Genomic DNA, 17873 nt, shown 5'->3' with positions numbered 1-17873 from the left:
AGGCCGGGCCTTCGCGATCAGGAAAACAGGCCGGGCGTCGCCGGCCGCTCCCCGAGGATCGGGGCCGGGTCGACCCCCAACCAGTCGCGCAGGACGGCCGCGTACACGTCGCGGAAGTCGACCCCGAACAGCGGATCCCCCGCCTCATCCAGCCGCCCCAGGTCCGGATGGGGGCCGTGCAGCCCCCCCTTCACGCCCGGGCCCACGAGCACCACCGGCCCGGCCGCACCATGGTCGGTCCCCCCGCTGCCGTTCTCTTTGAGCCGTCGGCCGAACTCCGAGAAGATCATCACAGCCGTCCGCTCGGCCAGGCCCCGCTCCCGGAGCCCGGCCAGCAGGCCCGCGACCCCTTTCCCGAGCGTCGCCAGCAGGTTTCGGTGCGTGTAGAGCTGCGCGGCGTGGGTGTCGAATCCGTCGAGCGAGGTGTAGTAGACCCGGGCCGAGGAGTCGGCGACGATCAGGCGACGGACGGCCTCCAGGCGCGTCTCGAACGGCTCTTCGGCGGGCTTCGCCTCACGAGCCAGTCCGCCGAGCCTCGCGATCAAGCCGTCGGCACCCCGGAACCGGGCGCGGACGGCGTCCAGCGCCGGGTCGCCGGCCGCCCCCATGGTGAGGTTGAGCTCGGCCTCCGGTTCCAGCCGCAAGTCGGCCAGCCCGGCGATCGACCGGGGGACGGCCCGGATTCCGCGCACGCCGAGGGGCGTCTCGGCTGGTCCGACGTGCAGCGCGGCCAGCGCGGGGTGGGCGTCGGCGGCCCGACCCAGCCATCCCGTCGGCAAGGCCGGCCCCGGCCGGCCCCCCTGCCAGATCGCCATGGATTCGAAGTGCGAGCGATTGGGGTCCGGATAGCCGACCTGCTGCACCACCGCCAACTCGCCGCGCTCCCAGGACGGGAGCAGGTCCTTGAGCGCGTCATTGAGGCCGACCCGGTCGTCCAGCTTGAGGACCTTGTCCGGACTCACGGCGAGGGTCGGACGATTTTTGCGATAGGCGTCGTCGCCGTGCGGGACGACCGTGTTCAGCCCGTCGTTGCCGCCGGTCAGCTCGACGACGACGAGGATCGTCCCGTCGCGACGGGCCTCGGCCGCGGCCGCGGCCCGGCCCCAGAACGACGGGACGGTCCCGCCGACCGCGCAGGCGAGACCCGACTCTTTCAGGAACGCTCGACGTGAACGCATGGCGAAGCCTCCGGTCCGGGAATGGGGCCTGTTCGATTCATCCGAGCTGCCCTTCGGGCGAGGCGAGGAGCCGCCGGACGATCCCGGCCGGGTCGTCCGCGGCGATGACGCGCGCCCGGGCCTCCGGGTCGAGGGGCGTGGCGAGGAGGAGCGCCGCGAACCCCTCGAAACGGGCCTCCGGCGTCGTCCATCCCCGGCGGTCGGCGAGGTCGCGGAAATGGCCGGCGGCGAGCCCCGCGCCCGGCCCGGTCAGCCAGGCGGCGAAATTCGCCCGGGCCACGACGGTCGAGTCGCCGAGCCAGCCGATCCCGCCCCGCCACCCCGCGACGCCGGGGGGATGGAACAGGCGCTGGCCCATCCGGGCGAGGTGGTTCTCCAACTCGGAGAGGTTCACCGGCGGCCGGAACGCCTCGCAGACGCGGACCGCACCGACCGCCAGCGTCGCCGGGCTCTTGATGCAGCGCCCTCGGCACGCGTCCGAGTGGAACATCCGGGAGCGGAGGATCGTCTCGATCCCCTTCGCCACGTCCACGTCGCCCTCGACGCGCATCAGGTCGGCCAGCGGGGCGATCAACTCGCGGGACGGCTCCTCGACGTCCGCGACGAACGTCCGGTAGAGTCGCCGGGCGATGTGCTCCGCGGCGGCCGGCCGTCGCACGGCGATCCGCACGACGTCCTCCTGCCGCCAGGCGCCGGACTCGCCGAGAATCGTCTTCGGGCCGTCGTCCATGTCGCCCGCCTCCTGGACGGCCCGCAACGGGCTGTAATCGACGCGACTCCATCCGGTGAACGCCCGGGCCGTCTCGCGGACGTCGGCCTCGGCGTAGTTCCCCGCGCCCAGGGCGAACAGCTCCAGGAACTCCCTCGCCAGGTTCTCGTTGGGCGCGGCTTTCGTGCTGCCGATCCCGTCCAGCCACGAGAGCATCGCGGCGTCGGACAGCATCGCCGAATGCAGCACGCTCATCCTCGCGCGCCAGTGGGCTCGGAGCGTGCGGTTCTGGTCGAGCATCGCCTCGGGCGACTGCACCTTGGCCTGGCTCGTCGCGTAGTGCGAGTGCCAGGCGAGCGTCATGACTTCTTCCAGCGGGTGCGGCGAGAAGACGAGGCGATAGACCCAGAGGAGCGACACCCGCTCCATCGAGGGACGCCGGCGGAACGACTGCTCCATCGTGTCGACGATCGACTCGAACTCCGACGACTCGCTGCCGTCGGGCCCGCGGGCCTCGCCGTCGAGCACGCGGCGGATCGAGGGCTCCGGCCCCTCGGCCACGTCGCGCTCGACCTGGCCCCAGGTCGCCGCGAAGCCGGCCCGTCGGTGGAGGTGGGCGACCCTGGCGACGTTCCAGGGTTCCTCGGGCGTCGGCCGGTAGGGCTCCCACGCGGACCGGGGGTCGTCGAACGGAGATCGCGCCTTCCTCATCGGGCCACCTCCTTCGGGGTGAGCGTCCCCAGGTCGCGGACCTCGCCCGGCTTCAGGTCCCACACCAGCTCGCTCACCTCACGATCGCCGAGCCCGCCCGAGACGTTGTAGCCCACGCCCGGGATCATCGCCTCGAACGAGAAGCTCCCGTCGGGGCCGGGCTGGCGGTCGTGGAAGTAGAAGTCGTCCTGCCCGAGGAAATTGGAGTAGTGCTGCGCGACGCTCGGTTCGAACAACTCGTCACGCGTGTACTCCTTGCGTTCCGATCGGAGGAGGAGCCGGATCGACGCGCCAGCTCCTTCCATCACGTGGCCGTCGGCCGTCGCGACCTTCCCCTTGATCGTGGCGGTCGGCAGGAGCCGGACCTCCAGCGGCTTGCCGGACGGATCGGCCTTCAGCTCGGCGACGGCCCCGAGCCGGCGCTCGACGTTCAGGAAGAGGACGCGATAGATCCTCTCCGGGTCGGCGGCGGCGATGCGGAACGTCCCCCCGGTGAAGGGACGTCCCTGGTTCCAGACGTCGACGAGGGCCGCGTCGATCCCGTCGTACATCGCCGTGACGCGATCGACCGGGAGGCCGTCGGGGCCGAGGAGCCGGGCCTCCAGCGGCTTGCCCCTCCGGAGGACGATCTCCGCAGGGGCCGGCTCGCCCTGCTCCGGGACGTCGATCTCGACGAGGCCGTGGGGATGGATCGCTTCGTCGCGAGAGGCCGACTTCCTCGACCTGCGGGCGTAGACGTCGGAGTTCCCCTCGACGGCCAGGAATCCCCGGCCCTTCAAGGCCGTGATCCGGAACCGGCCGTCGGCGTCGGCGACGACCGAGTTCCGCAGGTCATAGTCTCGGGTGTTGTTCGGATTCCTGGGTTCGGGCTGATACATCACGGCGGCCCCCGCGACCGGCCGCTTCCCCTCCAGGTCGACGACGCGGCCGGAGACCAGACGGCCGGCGTCCAGCGGCAGGTCGACCGTCATCGTGCTCGCCCCGGCGGGCCAGCCCTCGCGCCGGTCCGAGAGCGAGAGGTAGCCCGAGTCGGCCGGCGGGAACGCGGTGATGAAGTAGGTCCCGTCCGTCGAATGGCCGGAGACGCGGTAGCGGCCGTCGGCGTCGGTGCGAGTCGTGAACACCTGGCCGCCGTGCCGACGCATCGGGATCATCTCCACCAGGATCCCGGCCAGCGGCGCCCCGGACGCCTTGTCGGTCACCCGGCCCTCGACCGGCCGGGCCGGCTCCAGGGCGTGGGTGAACGTCGGCTCGACCGGGACGATCTCGAAGCCCTTGATCGACGGGGAGAGCGTCCGCTCCGGGATCGTGTTGACCGTCACCTCGTCGACGGCGTAGTCGGGATGATGGAACGCGATCGTGGCGTAGACCCCGACCGGCACCCCTTCGACCGTGAACCGCCCGTCGGCGTCCGTCTCCGTCGGTCGCGGCCAGAAGTCGGGGGTCGGCTCGCCCTGCGCCTCCCTGCCGACGAACAGCCCCTGTTTCGTCTCGTCGTTGTGATAGCCGTTGAGTAGGACCCGGACGCCGGCGGCGGGCATGCCGCCGGGGGTGAGCAGGCGGCCCCGGATCACCTCCTGACGCGCGAGCTTGAACGTCAATTCCCGGTCCAGGTCCTTCGCCGCGATCTTCTCGCTCAGGATCCCGTGCCCCGGCGCGACGACGACCATCTGGACCTCGACGCCGTTGTACTTCACGAAGTCCTCCGCGCGGAACGGGGCGGAGAGCTGGAAGCCCCCTTCGCCGTCCGTCTCGGCCAGCGCGATCGTCTCGATCCGGGGGAGCGCGTCGCGGTCGCCGCGCGGCAAGGCGACGTACGGCAGTCGCGGCTTGCGATTGCCGATCCAGAACACCTTCGCCCTCCCCACCGGCTTGCCGTCCGGGTCGAGGACCTGGCCGCGGGCGTGCGTGAGGTCGGGCCCCGGCCCGGGCGCCGCGGCCGCCTTCGGCGGCTCGTCGGATTTCGCGTTCGGCCGGGCCTGGGCGAGCGCGGCGAGCGACGCGGCCAGGATCATGGCGAGGCATGCGGCGGCGGTCCAACGCCGGCCGGCGGCGGGCTCGCGGCGGCGGTCGGACAGGATGCGGACGATGCGGCCTCGGAGCCCGTTCCCGCCCGACACGGCGGCCAGCGCGGGCGAGAGCCGCTGCGGCGTGAGGCCGAGGAGCGTCGCCGCGTAGTCCGACGCGGGCGTCCCGGCGGCCAGGACCCAATCGTCGCAGGCCAGCTCGGCCAGCTGCGCCAGCCGGGCGCGGGCCCCCCACGCCAGCGGATTCCAGGGAAGGACGCAGACGAGCAGCTCGCTCGCGAGCGACGAGAGGTGGTCGCGGCGCCGCCAGTGCGCCAGCTCGTGGCGAAAGACGGCGACCCAATCGATCGCGACGGGCTCACTCCCCTGCCCTTCCGGAAGGAGGAGCAGCGGTCGGCGGCCCCAGCACCAGACCGCGGGGCAGCGCACGGCCGGCGATCGGCCGACCGCCGGGTTGACGTGCAGCCTCAGCCCGCGGGCCGCCGCTTCGAGCCCGGCCCGACGGGAGTCGTCCTCCACGACGGTCGCCCCCCGAGCCAGCGACCAGCCCCTCCAGAACGACGCGGCCAGGCGGACGCCGAGCAGGCCGCTGACGACCGCCCAGGCCGTCAGGAAGGCCGTCCGCCAGGGGAACGACCACGCCGAGACCCGCGCGACGGGAGCGTCGTTCGCGGATGCGAGAGCGAGGGTCGGCGCCGTCCTCGAAGGCGGGACGGGGGCGCCGACCCACCGCGGCTCGGGCGAGGCCGCGGGCATCGGCCCGGGGCCCGGCTCGACGGGGCTTCGCGCGGCCGTCGACCTCACGGCCGTCGGCGTCGTCGCATTCCAGAGGCCCCAGCCGAGCCGCCGGCCGGCCTGCGTCAAAGTGGGCGCGGCGACCGCCGCGAGCATCGCCAGCAGCAGGGCCTGGTGCCCCCGCGCGGGGCGGCCTCGCAGCGCGAAGCTCGCGGCGAGGCCCAGGGCCAGGAAGGCCGACGCCTGCCAGGCGAAGGTCCAGATCAGGGTCTCGGCCGATCGCATCGCTTCCAGCTCAACCATGACGCCCCTCCTCCCGCCGTTTCTGGTCGATCATCCGCCTGATTTCCGACAGTTCCCGCTCGCTCAGCTCCTTGTCGTCCAGCAGGCGCTGGAACAGGAGCAAGGGGTCGCCCCCGAAGACCCGTTCGATGAACGTCCGGAGCGTGGACGAGCCGGCCTCGTCCCGGCTCCGGGTCGGGACGTAGACATAGCTCCTCCCCTCCGGCCGGTGGCTCAGCCACCCCGCCTTCTCCAGCTTCTGCATCACCGAGAGGATCGTCGTGTAGGCCGGCGGCGGCTTGCGGTCGAGCCGGTCGCGCACCTGCTGCACGGTCCCCTCCCCCAGCTCCCAGACGGACTCCATCACCGCCTTCTGAAGCTCCCCCAGCTCGTCGATCGAGACGCGACCCACCATCGAGCTCCTCTCGCCAGGGATCCGGACGGGTGTAATACTACGGATTGTAGTACTTCGTTGCATAGTAATTGCGGGCGGGTCGGCGTCAAGGCCCCATCGACCGCGACGGCGGATTTCGCGGCCGCCGGCCCGGCTCTGGCGAGGTAGCCTGGGAATCCGCCTTGCAAGCGCCCCTCCCCGCGAAAAGAATGGAATCAGAAGATGGCGACACCGCTTACGCCGCGCCGAGGCTTGGTCCCGCCCCGCGGATCTCTTTCACCAGGAGGGCGATTCATGCCGAGCCGATCTCAGGAGGGGCGATCCGCGACGGGCGGCGTGCCCCGTCACGCGTTCCGCGAGCAGGACGCCGTCTGGGCCGAGCTGCTGGCGATGGGCGAGGCCGTCGTCGGCTCGCTGGAGAAGAGCGTGCAGGCCGTCTGCGAGGGCCGCATCGACCTGATCGCCGAGGTGAAGGAGGAGGAGGAGGAGACCGACCGCAGGGAGGTCCAGATCGAGCAGGAGTGCCTGCGGATCCTCGCCCTCTTCGAGCCCGTCGCGTCCGACCTGCGGCGGATGGCCACCGTCCTGAAGGTCAACCGCGACTGGGAGCGGATCGCCGACCTGGCCCTCCGCGTGGCGCGTCGGGTCCGCAAGCTCGGCCGCAAGTTCCCCGACATCGTCGCCCCGGACTCGCTCAAGGAACTCGCCCGCGCCGTCCACGCCCACGTCCGGGCGTCCTACGTCGCCCTCGCCGAGATCGACGCCGCCAAGGCCCGCGAGGTCATCGCCGGCGACCAGGCGATCGACGAGAGCTACCGCGCCGTGCGTCGCCAGCTCAAGGAACAGCTCGCCGCCCACGCCGACCAGCTCGACGGCTGGCTGCTGCTGCTCAACTCCGCCCGCAACCTGGAACGCGTCGCCGACCACGCCACGGGCATCGCCCAGACCGTCGTCTTCCTCCAGGAAGGCACCATCATCCGCCACACCCCGCAGGGCTGAGGCCCGCGCGGGGCCGGATCACTCGATATGCTCGATGCGCCATCCGCCGCGTGCCGCCAGGTACGCGGCGATGGGTCCGCGGTGGCACTCCGCCACCCGCTTCTCGGCGCAGAGCAGGCAGAACGGCCTCGGCAGCGTGACCAGCCGCCGCGTCAGCAGGTCCCCCGCCGTCTCGATCAACTCGCCGTAAACCGCCGTCCAGTCGTCCATGTCCAGAAAGACGTTCCCCAGCTCCGGGAGCGAGCGGTAGCCGATCCCGGCGTCGGCCAGGAGCTTCTCGATCCCCTTGTCGGCCGTCTTCGCCTTCGTGTAGGCCCCCATGCTCGCCCGATCGGGCCGCAGGCGGACGTCGGCCACCGTCACCACGCCGTGGGCTTTCAGCAGGCCGACGAACTCCTCGGGAGGTCGACCGCCGTAGCCGATCGTGAACACATCGCGGGGCGCATCGACCATGGTTCAGGGGCTCCGTCGTGGGCGCGCCGGTCAATCATACCAGTAATCGTTCATAAGGTCGTCGACCCTGCCTTCCTTGAAGACGACCCACCGCCTCCAGTAGTCGCTCGTCGCGGTGGCTTGCCTGGTGTAAAGCCACACCTCGACGCCGTCGTCACCGGCGGGATATTTGGTCAGCGGCGGGCCGAGCGCCTCCTCGACCTCGACGGCGGGCGTCCCCATCCCGATCCGGTCGAAGCGGGCCTGATCAAACCCGGGCGCGTAGACCGTCTCCCTGTCGAACGACACCCAGCGCAACGTCGCGATCAGGACCGCGACTCCGGCGACGTAAGCGAGTCAACCCCGGGACGTCCGAGGGAAGACGCGGACGAGCGAGCCGTCACGAGGGCGGAACCAACCACATGCCGACAGACCGGCGCGCAGCAGGACGCCCACGACGAGGAGGAACGTGACCGGGAAGAAGTTCGTCAGGCACGCCCGCGCCGCCATCGCGTCCGGTTCGACGTAGGGTGGCTGATAGCCGCGGGCGATGGCCGCCAGGTGGACGAGGTAGAAGCTCGCACCGAGGGGGGCCCAGCAAACCCAGGCCCGGCCCGCGTGTCGTGCGCCGAGGAAGACGACGCAAGCGACGAATGCGAAGTCCTCGATGGGTGCCGAAGACGACCGATTGACGTCTCCGATCCCCGCGATCAGCCCGACGGCCGATGCCTCGAAGAACGGGAGCAGCCACCCGCCGACCTGCGTCAGCCTACGCTGCATCCTGCACCCTCCAGCGCGGCGGGGCGACGATCCACGTGCCCAGCACGGCGAGCCCGAACAGGACGTAGACGACCGTGAAGACCCAGGGTTCCGCTTCGAAGAAGATGAGGCGGTGGACCCAGTAGGCGATGAAGTCGCCTTCGAACGTGGTCTGGCCGGCGGAGACGCGGAGGCGGTGCTCCCAGATGGTCAGCGGGCACGGCACGCCGGCCATCGCCTCGCCGACGACGATCGCGATCATCCCCAGATGGATCAGCCGGAACCACCTGTTGCGCACCCAGCCCCAGCGGAAGGCGATCCCCAGGAGGATCGCCAGCAGGCCGAGCACCAGGAACGCCACCCAGGCGAAGTGGACCAGGGCGATCAGGTTCGCGAGCAGCGCCGGGTTCATGCGAGCCTCCGTGTCCGTCGAGTGAACCCGGCCGAGGTCGATCGTTCAGGCTTCGAGCGGCCGGCTCGACGCCCCTTCGGCGGCGCGGCAGACGTGGACCTCCGGCTCCAGGTTCTGGCGCTCGAAGTAGCCGCGGCGGACGGCCTCGGCGAAGGCGTCGGCCTTGTCGGCCTCGACCAGGTTCACCGTGCAGCCGGCCCAGCCCGCACCCGAGAGCTTGCCGCCCAGGAACCCGGGGGATTCCTCGGCCGCCTCGACCAGGGCGTCGAGCGCCGGGGAGCTGTTCTCGAAGTCGTCGCGGCTGGAGGCGTGCGAGGCGGAGATCAGCTTGCCGAAGCCCGCGAGGTCGCCGGCCCGGAGCGCGGCGACGCCCCGACGGACCCGCTCGTTCTCGGTCAGGACGTGCCGGGCCCGCTTGCGGCAGGTCGGGTCGAGGGCGTCCCAGTCGGCTTCCAGTTCGGCGAGGGACACGTCGCGCAGGAGCTTCACGTCGTCGCCCCGCTTCGCCTTGAAATGGTCGACGACGGCGTTGCACTCGGCGAACCGGCGGTTGTACATGCCGTCGGCCAGGCGGCGCGAGGTCTTGGAGTCGCAGACGACGATCGCCGGGCCGGGCGAGCCCAGGGGGACGCGGGCGAATTCGAGCGACTGGCAGTCCAGGAACAGGGCGTGGTCCTCGCGGCCGAAGAGGCTGGAGAACTGGTCCAGCAGGCCCGAGGAGACGCCGACGAACGCGTTCTCGGAGCGCCGGAGGACCATGGCGAGGTCCATGCGGGCGGCGTCGGAGTGCTCGCCGACGTACTCGTCGATCGTCTTGCCGGGGGCCACGCCGGCCTGGAGCAGGAAGAAGGCGACCGAGGCCTGGAGGCTGGCGGACGAGGAGAGGCCCGCGCCCAGGGGGACCTCGCCGGCCACGGCGATCTCGAAGCCCTGGGTCAGCTCGGCCCCGAGCGCCTCTTGCATGGCCCAGGCCACGCCCTTGACGTAGTTGGGCCAGGTGCCGACGGCGCCCCGGGTGATGTCGGCCAGGGGGAAGCGGGCGGAGCCTTCGAAGTTGGCGGCGTAGACGCGGCCCTCGCGCCCGGGGCGGGCGCGGCCGACGACGGCCGTGTAGCGGTCGACGGCGGCGGCCAGGACGAGGCCGCCGTTGTAGTCGGTGTGGTTGCCCAGCAGCTCGACGCGGCCGGGGGCGCGGGCGGCGACCTCGGCGGGCTCGCCGTACTCGGCCGCGAAGGCCCGCGCGGCGGCGGCTTCCAGTTCGAGGGGGGTCATCGTGAGAGGTCCTGGCGTGCTTCTGGGGCGGCGATCGGGGGCCGCGGCGGGCGGCCCCCGATCGGCGTCGTGGGGTCGACCCGGCTCAGACGCCGGCGGCGACGGGCGCGAGAGCCTCGGCGGCCTTGCGGAGCGCGTCGGCCTTGTCGGTCTTCTCCCAGGTGAAGTCGGCCTCGGTCCGGCCGAAGTGGCCGCCGCTGGCGGTCTTCCGGTAGATCGGCCGCTTCAGGTCGAGGTGCTTGATGATGCCCGCCGGGGTCAGCGGGAAGGTCTTGCGGACCAGGTCGGCGATCTGCGAGTCGGCGATCGTGCCGGTGCCGAAGGTGTCGACGTGGACGCTGACCGGCTCGGAGACGCCGATGGCGTAGGCGAGCTGGATCTCGCAACGCTCGGCCAGGCCGGCGGCGACGATGTTCTTGGCCACGTAGCGGGCCATGTAGGCGGCCGAGCGGTCGACCTTTGTGGGATCCTTGCCGCTGAAGGCGCCGCCGCCGTGGCGGCCCATGCCGCCGTAGGTGTCGACGATGATCTTCCGCCCGGTCACGCCCGAGTCGCCGTGCGGGCCGCCGATCACGAAGTTGCCGGTCGGGTTGATGTGGTAGGTGATCTTGCCCGAGATCAGCTCGGTCGGGATGCACGGGTCGATGACCTCGGCCTGGACCAGCTTGCAGATCTCGTCGTGGGTCACGCCCGGGTCGTGCTGGGTGGAGACGACCACGGTGTCGACCCGGATCGGCTTGAACCCGTCGTACTCGACCGAGACCTGGCTCTTGGCGTCGGGGCGGAGCCAGGGGATCGTGCCGTTCTGGCGGACCTCGGTGATCTTGTTGATGATCCGGTGCGCCAGGGCGATCGGCAGGGGCATCAGCTCCGGCGTCTCGTTGCAGGCGAAGCCGAACATCATCCCCTGGTCGCCGGCGCCGACGTCCTTGCCCTTCTCGGCGTCCTCGTTCACGCCCATGGCGATGTCGGGCGACTGCTTGCCCAGGGCCACCATGACGGCGCAGGTGGTGCCGTCGAAGCCCTGCTCGCTGGAGGTGTAGCCGATGTCGCGGACGACCTGGCGGACGATCGTCGGGTAGTCGACCATCGCCTTGGTGGTGATCTCGCCCGCCAGGACCACCAGGCCGGTCGTCAGGAGCGACTCGCAGGCGACCCGGGCGTGGGGGTCCTGCTCCAGGATGGCGTCCAGGATCCCGTCGGAGATCTGGTCGGCCATCTTGTCGGGATGGCCCATCGACACGGATTCGCTGGTGAACAGGTAGCGGTCTTTCTGTGACACGATCGATCGTCTCCTCGCGATGCGGCCTCGGACGCGCGCCCGGCCGGCTCGAAGTCGGCGGCGCCCCGGTTGCAGGACCTGTTGGAATCCGTCGCGAACGCCTCCCGAACCGGTCGAGCCGGCCCACCTCGCGGCGGGCGGCGGGGCGGGCCCCGGCGGGACTCAGACGCGCGAGCCGATAGCCATGGCTGAGGACCAAGTCTAGCAGTAAGCCCGAATTTTGGGAAGGACGGGCGCAACCCCGACTTTCGGCCCCTCAGGGCGACTCCTCGTCGGCTTCCGCCTCGCCCCCCAACGCCTGCTCCCGCCAGGCCTGACGGTCGCGGCGATACCAGCTCCACAGCAGCTGCAAGGTCGCGTGCTCCAGGAGCGCCTGCGAGCTGGGGAAGTCGTGCTCGCCGGGGTCGCGGGCCTCCCGCAGCGACCGCGTGGAGTCGCTCTGATAGGCGGAGGCCGCCTTGCCGCAGAGGTCGGCCAGGAAGATCGGGAAGTTCTCGGCGGCGGATCCCCGGAGGCGGTCGTCCAGGTAGGCGTAGTTCATCTCGTTCTCGACGAACCGGAAGGTGACCCGGGGGTCGCGGCGCACCACCAGGACCTCGGAGACCGGCTCGCGGGGCGTCTTCGCGGTGCGGAGGTTCAGCGGCCGGGGCTTGCGCAGGGCCAGCGCCCGCACCCCCGAGACCACGGCCGAGGGCCATTTCGGCTGGGGCGAGCCCCCGGGCTCCTCGCCGCCGATCCTCCCGGCGCAGATCAGCTCGATCCGGTCCCAGGGGACCCAGTGGGTCGGCTCGCCGCGGAGGCCCTCGATCCGGAGCCCCTCTTCCAGGCAGGCGGCGCGATGGATGGTCCGGGGGGGGCCGAGGTCGGGGAACTGGTCGACCCGCCGGGCCTCGGCCGCCACGCCGAACTCGTAGAGGCCGTCCAGGAGCGCCTTGGCCGTCGGCTCGTCGAGCGGCCAGGGCCAGGTGCCGGGCGTCTTCGCCAGCCACTGGACGGCGTCGGTCGGGTGCGCGCCGGTGGTCTTGCAGATCAGCTCGCGCAGCTCCCTGGGGTCGTCGATCGCGTCGAAGATCACCAGTCGGTACGACGACGGCGTGTTGGGCATGGCCGGTGGATCTCCGCGACGACGGGCTGCCTGGGGGCGTTCCCTCGATCGTAACGCGCCCGCGGTCGCCCGCCAACGCCGCCGCGAGTAGCGCGGAACGGGGTGGGACGACGCCGGCGGGCGTGCGATAATGGGCCCCCTCTCGGCCCTCACCGAACGCTCGACGACGGAAGGACGCTGCCTTGCGCCAGATCGGCGAACTGCCCAAGGACCTCGACCCCGCCGTGCTGGAGGACCACCTGCTGGGCCTCGGCGTGAAGTCCCGGTTCGATCGGCGTCCCGACGGCGGCTGGGCCGTCTGGATCATCGACGAGGACCACGTCCCCCGATGCCGCGAGGAGCTGGCGGGCTACCTCGCGGCGCCGGGCGACCCGAAGTTCCGGGCCAACGCGCAGGCGGCCCGCGAGGCCCGCAAGCGGCAGGCGAAGCTCGACCGCGAGTTCCGCAAGAACGACCGCGACGCCGGCGAGTTGTGGACCGCCCCCACCTTCCGCCGCCGCCCGGTCACGGCTGTCCTCGTCGCGATCGCGGTCGTCGTGTTCCTGCTCCAGAACTCGCTCACCCAGAACCGGACCGAGGCTTACCTGGCGTTCCTCGACGCGCCGATCCTCGCCGGCCAGGTCTGGCGGCTGATCACGCCGATCTTCCTCCACTTCGGCCTGCTGCACGTCGCCTTCAACTGCTGGATGATGCTGCTGCTCGGGACGCCGATCGAGGTGCGCCGGGGCTCGGGCAAGTTCCTGGCGATGGTCGTCGGCTCGGCGATCCTCTCCAACTTCGCGGAGTATTTCTACCTGGAGCACCTCCGCGGCGACCCCGACGGGGCGATGAACGTCGTGTTCGGCGGCCTCTCCGGGGTCAACTACGCCCTCTTCGGCTACGTCTGGATGATGGGCGAGAACCACCCCGAGGAGGGGCTTCGCATGGACCCCACCAACACGCTGATCCTCCTCGGCTGGCTGGTTTTCTGCATGACCGGCGCGCTCGGCCCCGTCGCCAACATGGCCCACCTCTCCGGTCTGGGCGTGGGCATGGTGCTGGGGATGCTGAAGTTCTGAGCCGGATCGAGGACGACCCCCGCGGCTCACCTCACGAGGTCAGGCCCGGGATCGGCTCCCAGCCGATCATCGTCTCGGAGAATTCGCGGGGCAGGCTGGGGACGAGCCGGAGCTGGCCGACGTCGAAGAGCGTGTGCATGATCGTGGCGATCAGGTGGCGGGAGGTCACGGCCTGGGACTGCGGGGCGGAGCCGTCGCGGTTGGAGAGGCCGATGACCTGGCCGGTGGGCAGGCCGCCGCCGGCGAGCAGCAAGGGGCCGAGGTTCCCCCAGTGGTCGCGGCCCCCCTGGCCGTTGATCCGGGGCGAGCGACCCATCTCGCCGCAGGCGACGAGCAGGATCTTCTCGTCCAGGCCCCGGGCGTGGAGGTCGTCGAGGAACGCCGAGAGCGCGTGGTCCAGCGGGGGGCCCATGTAGCGCATCCCCTCCTCCATCGTGGCGTTGTTCTCGTCGGCGTGCATGTCCCACACAAAGTTGGTCGTCACCGTGACGAACCCGCAGCCGCGCTCGCAGAGGCGGCGGGCCAGCAGCAGGAGCTTGCCGAGCGACTTGGCGTTGTCGGCGTAGTTCTTGTGGTTCTTCCACTTCTTGTCGATGGCGTCGGGCCGGACCAGCGGCGCGGTGTCGTATCGGGCCACGGTCCGGGGGTCCTCGCGACCGAGGTCGAACGCCTCGGCCAGCCCGCCGGAGAGCAGGCGGCAGGCCTGGTCCCACATCCCATCGACACCCGCGAGCGCCCGGTCGCGGTCGAGCCGACGCGCGAGCCCGTCGAGCGACGCGAGCAGCGCCCGGCGGTCGTCGAGCCGCTCGCGCGGGAACGCCAGGCTCATCGAGCCGGCGGAGTCGCCCCCCTGGCTGGGGTCGAACGGGGCGTGGGCCGCGGAGAGCGGGCCGGTGGCGTTGAACCGGCCGAAGCTCGTGGTGACCGGCCGCGTCGAGTCGTCCACGGCGCGGGGGAAGAGGACGACGTTCGTCGGCATCCCGGTGGCCGGGTCGTTGGCCCCGGCGACCCGCGAGTAGACCGAGCCGAGGTTCGACCCGAAGCTGTCGCGGCCCACCAGCGGCTTGAGGTCGTGGTTGGCGTCGCCCGGGACGTAGGAGCGGACGATGTTCAGGCGATCGGCCCGCGCGGCCAGGCCGGGGAACGACTGTCCGAACGTCACCCCCGGGATGGTCGTGGGCAACTCCCCGGTGGCGCTGCGGATTCCCGACGGCATCCCCATCTTCGGGTCGAAGGTCTCGAACTGGCTGGGCCCGCCGTGCAGGAAGAGGAAGATGACCGACTTCCCCGTCAGCACCCCCGGGATCGTCTCGGCCCTGGCCCGAAGCGAGGCCAGGTCCGACAGGCTCACCCCCCCCGCCCCGATCGCGGCCGCCCCGCCGATGCGGAGGAACGATCGGCGATTGCTGCGAGCGTCCCGGTCGAAGAGGTCCAGCATGGCGAGTCCTCGCTTTCACGACCGACACGGCCGTCGGCGGAGAGGTCGCCGGCGATCCCGTGAGTCGTCGCCCTTCGTGATTAGAGCCGATGCCTCGGCCCGACGCCACCGGCTGGCCCTCGCGGACCTCAGGCGGCGCGACGGCGGCGGAATCGGGCCGCGGCGAGGCCGCCGATACAGCCCAGGGCCAGCGAGCAGACGCCGGCCGGCTCGGGCACGGCGGGGGCGAAGGCGAAGCGGATCATCACCTGATCGCCGTCCTGATAGGTCAGGCCGTTCCAGTCGATCCGGATGTCGGCGGCCGTGAAGGACACGCGCGAGTCGTCGAAGCCCGCGAGCGTCGTCGAGGCTTCGACCGTTGCGCCGACGACGCCCAGCGGGGCCGAACTGCTGAAGACGACGCCGTTGAAGGCCGCGACGAGCCAGGTGGGATCGGTGAGCCTCGTGTTCAGCGTGATCGTGAGGGTCGAGTCCGTGAACTGGACGGGAAGGGTCGTGGCGCCTTCCACCGTGCCGACCGTCTCGAACCCGGGGCCGTCCGTCACCGTGAACGTGCTCGGCGCGAACGAGGCTTCGCTGTAGAACGTCCCCAGGTCCGGGTATTCATAGGTGACGGTCATCTGGGCTCCGAGGAACCCGGCGTGTGCCGCCGGGGCGAAGGCGGAGATTCCCAGGGCGACGAGGACTGCGAGCGGACGCGGCATGCGGCGGGCTCCTGCGAGTGGTTGTCGTGGACGGAGTCCCAGGATCATGGCAGACGCCCGTCGCGATTTAAATGGCTCTTTCGGAATGTCAATACCATCGATCGATCATGAATGGATTCGGCGGCGAGGGAGGGCCTTTGATCCGAGAACGCCTCGCCACGTCGGGCGAATCGCGGCCCGGCTTCCATCGGCCCCTGGTGATTCGCCGCCCCCCGCGCGGTAGGCTGGGACGGTCGAAACCGTGGGAACGTCGGTCCTGTCGAGGCGTCCGATCATGCAACTGGGATTCGTGTCGGCCATCCTGCCGGAGTACTCGCTGGAGCAGGTGCTGGCCTTCGCCGCGAAGGCGGGGTTCGCCAGCGTGGAGCTGATGTGCTGGCCGCCGGGGAAGGCGGAGCGGCGGTACGCGGGCGTCACTCACCTGGACGCCACCGACCTCTCGGCCGGCGCGATCAAGTCGGTGCACGACCTGCTGGAGAAGTACGGCGTCGCCATCTCCGGCGTCGGCTACTATCCGAACCCGCTCTCGCCCGTCGCCGAGGAGGCCGAGACCGCCCAGGCGCACATCCGGAAGGTCATCGACCTGGCCGCGGCGCTCGGGGTCGGCCGGGCGAACACGTTCGTCGGCCGGGACTGGACCAAGTCGATCGACGACAACTGGCCGCGATTCCTGGAGGTCTGGCGGCCGATCCTCGACCACGCCGACGCGAAGGGGGTGAAGGTCGGGATCGAGAACTGCCCGATGTCGTTCGGGGCCGACGAGTGGCCCGGCGGCAAGAACCTGGCGGTCTCGCCGGCGGTCTGGCGGCGGATGTTCGCCGACATCCCCAGCCCCAACTTCGGGCTCAACTTCGACCCCTCGCACTTCATCCTCCAGCACATGGACTACCTCGCCCCGCTGGCCGAGTTCAAGGACCGGATCTTCCACGTCCACGCCAAGGACGTCCGCATCGACAAGGCCCGGCTGGACGACGTGGGGGTCTTCGCGCACCCCAAGACCTGGCACTCCCCCAAGCTCCCCGGCCAGGGCGACGTCCGCTGGGGCGCGTTCTTCGCCGCGTTGGCGGATACGGGGTACGACGGCCACGTCGCCATCGAGGTCGAGGACCGGGCTTTCGAGGGCTCGCTGGAAGCCCGACAGGACTCGCTGGTGATCAGCCGGCGGTTCCTGGAGCAGTTCATCATCGGCAAGCGCGGGGGCGTCGAAGTCCGCTCATGACGACCCTCCGACAACCCCCCAAGCCCGGACCGGCCGAGCCCGGCGCGGCGGTCGACCTCTCGGTCCTGATCCCCGTCTACAACGAGGTCGACAACGTCGGCCCGCTGTACGAGGAACTGGACGCCGTGCTCCGGCTCTCCCCCTGGCGGTATGAGCTGATCTTCGTCGACGACGGCTCGACCGACGGCACCGCGGCGAAGCTCGAAGCCATCCACGCGCGCGACCCCGAACACGTCCGCGCGGCGTTCCTCTGGCGGAACTGCGGCCAGACCGCGGCGCTCTCGGCGGCCCTGGACCTGGCGCGCGGCGAGGTGCTCGTCCCCATGGACGGCGACCGCCAGAACGACCCGGCCGACATCCCCAAGCTGCTGGAGACCCTCGAGAAGGGCTACGACGTGGTCTCGGGCTGGCGGAAGGACCGGCAGGACGCGCTCCTGAGCCGCAAGATCCCCTCGAAGATCGCCAACCGGCTGGTCGCCCGGCTGTCGGGCATCCCGCTGCACGATTACGGCTGCACGCTGAAGGCGTACCGCCGCCGCGTGCTGGCCGGGGTCCGGCTCTACGGCGAGATGCACCGGTTCATCCCGATCTTCGCCGCGTGGCAGGGGGCGAAGGTCACGGAGCAGGTGGTCAACCACCGCGCCCGGACCGCGGGGAAGACCAAGTACGGCCTGGGCCGGACGTTCAACGTCGTGCTCGACCTGATCCTCATCCGGTTCCTCCAGAAGTACGCCCAGCGGCCGATCCACTTCTACGGCCGATTCGGGCTCTGGTCGTTCGCCGGGGGTTTCTTCTGCGTCGCGGCCATGCTCTACTTCAAATATGTGTTCCCCTGGCCGGCCCTGTTCTGGGCGGCCGACCTGCCGCCCAAGACGTTCGTGGAGACCCCCCTCCCCTCGCTGGCCGTCATGCTGTTCCTCGCCGGCTGCCTGAGCATCCTGCTGGGCATCCAGTCCGAGCTGATCATGCGGACGTACTACGAGTCGCAGGACAAGACGACGTACCTGCTGCGCGAGGTCCGCCAGGGGCCTCGGGGGCCGGCGTCGGGCGAGGCGGGCTGAGGAGGGGGCCCACGGGGAAGGCGTCCGGATCGGCATTCCCGAGACGGCGGGATTTGTCATACTCCGCTTCTCCTCCGGGTTTCGTCCCGTGGCCCC

Annotated in this window: 17 protein-coding genes; 4 read left to right on the top strand and 13 right to left on the bottom strand. The window is 71.1% G+C overall.

Translation table 11 applies throughout. The features are described 5' to 3' along the window. Positions 1-17: 17 nt before the first annotated feature. Genes G6O68_RS26270 through G6O68_RS26255 form a run of 4 tightly spaced genes read right to left on the bottom strand, consistent with a single transcriptional unit; the run spans position 18 to position 6057 of the window. Positions 18-1178 (bottom strand): DUF1501 domain-containing protein, encoded by a 1161-nt coding sequence (locus tag G6O68_RS26270; protein WP_165251755.1) that lies wholly within the window; start codon positions 1176-1178, stop codon positions 18-20. A gap of 37 nt (positions 1179-1215) precedes the next feature. Continuing rightward, the gene (locus G6O68_RS26265) at positions 1216-2598 is read right to left on the bottom strand and encodes a DUF1800 domain-containing protein (RefSeq protein WP_165251753.1); all 1383 of its coding nucleotides are present in this window, start codon (positions 2596-2598) and stop codon (positions 1216-1218) included. Beyond that, positions 2595-5663, bottom strand: a complete 3069-nt coding sequence (locus G6O68_RS26260) for a carboxypeptidase regulatory-like domain-containing protein (RefSeq protein WP_165251751.1) — start codon at positions 5661-5663, stop codon at positions 2595-2597. Before G6O68_RS26260 ends, G6O68_RS26265 begins: the two co-directional genes overlap by 4 nt. Next, positions 5656-6057 (bottom strand): BlaI/MecI/CopY family transcriptional regulator, encoded by a 402-nt coding sequence (locus G6O68_RS26255; RefSeq protein WP_165251749.1) that lies wholly within the window; start codon positions 6055-6057, stop codon positions 5656-5658. Before G6O68_RS26255 ends, G6O68_RS26260 begins: the two co-directional genes overlap by 8 nt. 273 nt (positions 6058-6330) lie before the next feature. Between G6O68_RS26255 and phoU the strand changes: the two genes are divergently transcribed. Further along, positions 6331-7035, top strand: coding sequence for a phosphate signaling complex protein PhoU (phoU, locus tag G6O68_RS26250; protein ID WP_165251747.1), 705 nt, complete (start codon positions 6331-6333; stop codon positions 7033-7035). A gap of 18 nt (positions 7036-7053) precedes the next feature. On the opposite strand, the gene G6O68_RS26245 is transcribed toward phoU, so the two are convergent. The 7 genes from G6O68_RS26245 to G6O68_RS26215 all read right to left on the bottom strand — a co-directional run bounded on the left by G6O68_RS26245 (position 7054) and on the right by G6O68_RS26215 (position 12297). Further along, entirely contained in the window at positions 7054-7488 is a 435-nt protein-coding gene (locus G6O68_RS26245; RefSeq protein ID WP_165251745.1) for a DUF488 domain-containing protein, read from the bottom strand. A 30-nt stretch (positions 7489-7518) separates the two neighbouring features. After that, positions 7519-7776: a hypothetical protein gene (locus G6O68_RS26240; RefSeq protein WP_165251743.1), complete on the bottom strand. Its 258-nt coding sequence runs from the start codon at positions 7774-7776 to the stop codon at positions 7519-7521. Between the two features lie 48 nt (positions 7777-7824). After that, on the bottom strand, positions 7825-8247 hold the full coding sequence (locus G6O68_RS26235; protein ID WP_165251741.1) for a hypothetical protein: 423 nt from the start codon (positions 8245-8247) through the stop codon (positions 7825-7827). Beyond that, on the bottom strand, positions 8237-8638 hold the full coding sequence (locus G6O68_RS26230) for a DUF2784 domain-containing protein (protein ID WP_165251739.1): 402 nt from the start codon (positions 8636-8638) through the stop codon (positions 8237-8239). The genes G6O68_RS26235 and G6O68_RS26230 overlap by 11 nt, the downstream gene beginning before the upstream one ends. Positions 8639-8683: 45 nt before the next feature. Beyond that, on the bottom strand, positions 8684-9910 hold the full coding sequence (gene galK / locus G6O68_RS26225) for a galactokinase (RefSeq protein ID WP_165251737.1): 1227 nt from the start codon (positions 9908-9910) through the stop codon (positions 8684-8686). Between the two features lie 85 nt (positions 9911-9995). Further along, complete coding sequence (gene metK / locus G6O68_RS26220; protein WP_240911519.1) at positions 9996-11147, bottom strand: methionine adenosyltransferase; 1152 nt, start codon at positions 11145-11147, stop codon at positions 9996-9998. Between the two features lie 301 nt (positions 11148-11448). Continuing rightward, positions 11449-12297, bottom strand: coding sequence for a hypothetical protein (locus G6O68_RS26215; RefSeq protein WP_165251733.1), 849 nt, complete (start codon positions 12295-12297; stop codon positions 11449-11451). A gap of 182 nt (positions 12298-12479) precedes the next feature. Between G6O68_RS26215 and G6O68_RS26210 the strand changes: the two genes are divergently transcribed. Next, on the top strand, positions 12480-13355 hold the full coding sequence (locus tag G6O68_RS26210) for a rhomboid family intramembrane serine protease (protein ID WP_165251731.1): 876 nt from the start codon (positions 12480-12482) through the stop codon (positions 13353-13355). Between the two features lie 31 nt (positions 13356-13386). On the opposite strand, the gene G6O68_RS26205 is transcribed toward G6O68_RS26210, so the two are convergent. Further along, positions 13387-14793, bottom strand: coding sequence for a DUF1501 domain-containing protein (locus G6O68_RS26205; protein WP_165251729.1), 1407 nt, complete (start codon positions 14791-14793; stop codon positions 13387-13389). 128 nt (positions 14794-14921) lie between these two features. After that, a complete protein-coding gene (locus tag G6O68_RS26200; protein WP_165251726.1) occupies positions 14922-15497 on the bottom strand; it encodes a hypothetical protein in 576 nt (191 codons plus the stop codon). Positions 15498-15771: 274 nt separating this feature from the next. Here G6O68_RS26200 and G6O68_RS26195 point away from each other — a divergent pair, with 274 nt between their 5' ends. Together G6O68_RS26195 and G6O68_RS26190 are read left to right on the top strand one after the other, a co-directional pair. Next, positions 15772-16716 carry a sugar phosphate isomerase/epimerase family protein gene (locus G6O68_RS26195; protein ID WP_165251724.1) on the top strand — a complete coding sequence of 315 codons (945 nt, stop codon included), beginning with the start codon at positions 15772-15774 and terminating at the stop codon, positions 16714-16716. Next, positions 16713-17777, top strand: coding sequence for a glycosyltransferase family 2 protein (locus G6O68_RS26190; RefSeq protein WP_165251722.1), 1065 nt, complete (start codon positions 16713-16715; stop codon positions 17775-17777). The genes G6O68_RS26195 and G6O68_RS26190 overlap by 4 nt, the downstream gene beginning before the upstream one ends. The last annotated feature ends 96 nt before the right edge of the window (positions 17778-17873 follow it).

Source organism: Paludisphaera soli (assembly GCF_011064595.1).
In the GTDB taxonomy this organism is placed as follows: Bacteria; Planctomycetota; Planctomycetia; order Isosphaerales; family Isosphaeraceae; genus Paludisphaera; species Paludisphaera soli.
Note: the sequence above shows the minus strand (reverse complement) of the source record. Positions and strands in the feature narration are given on the sequence as shown.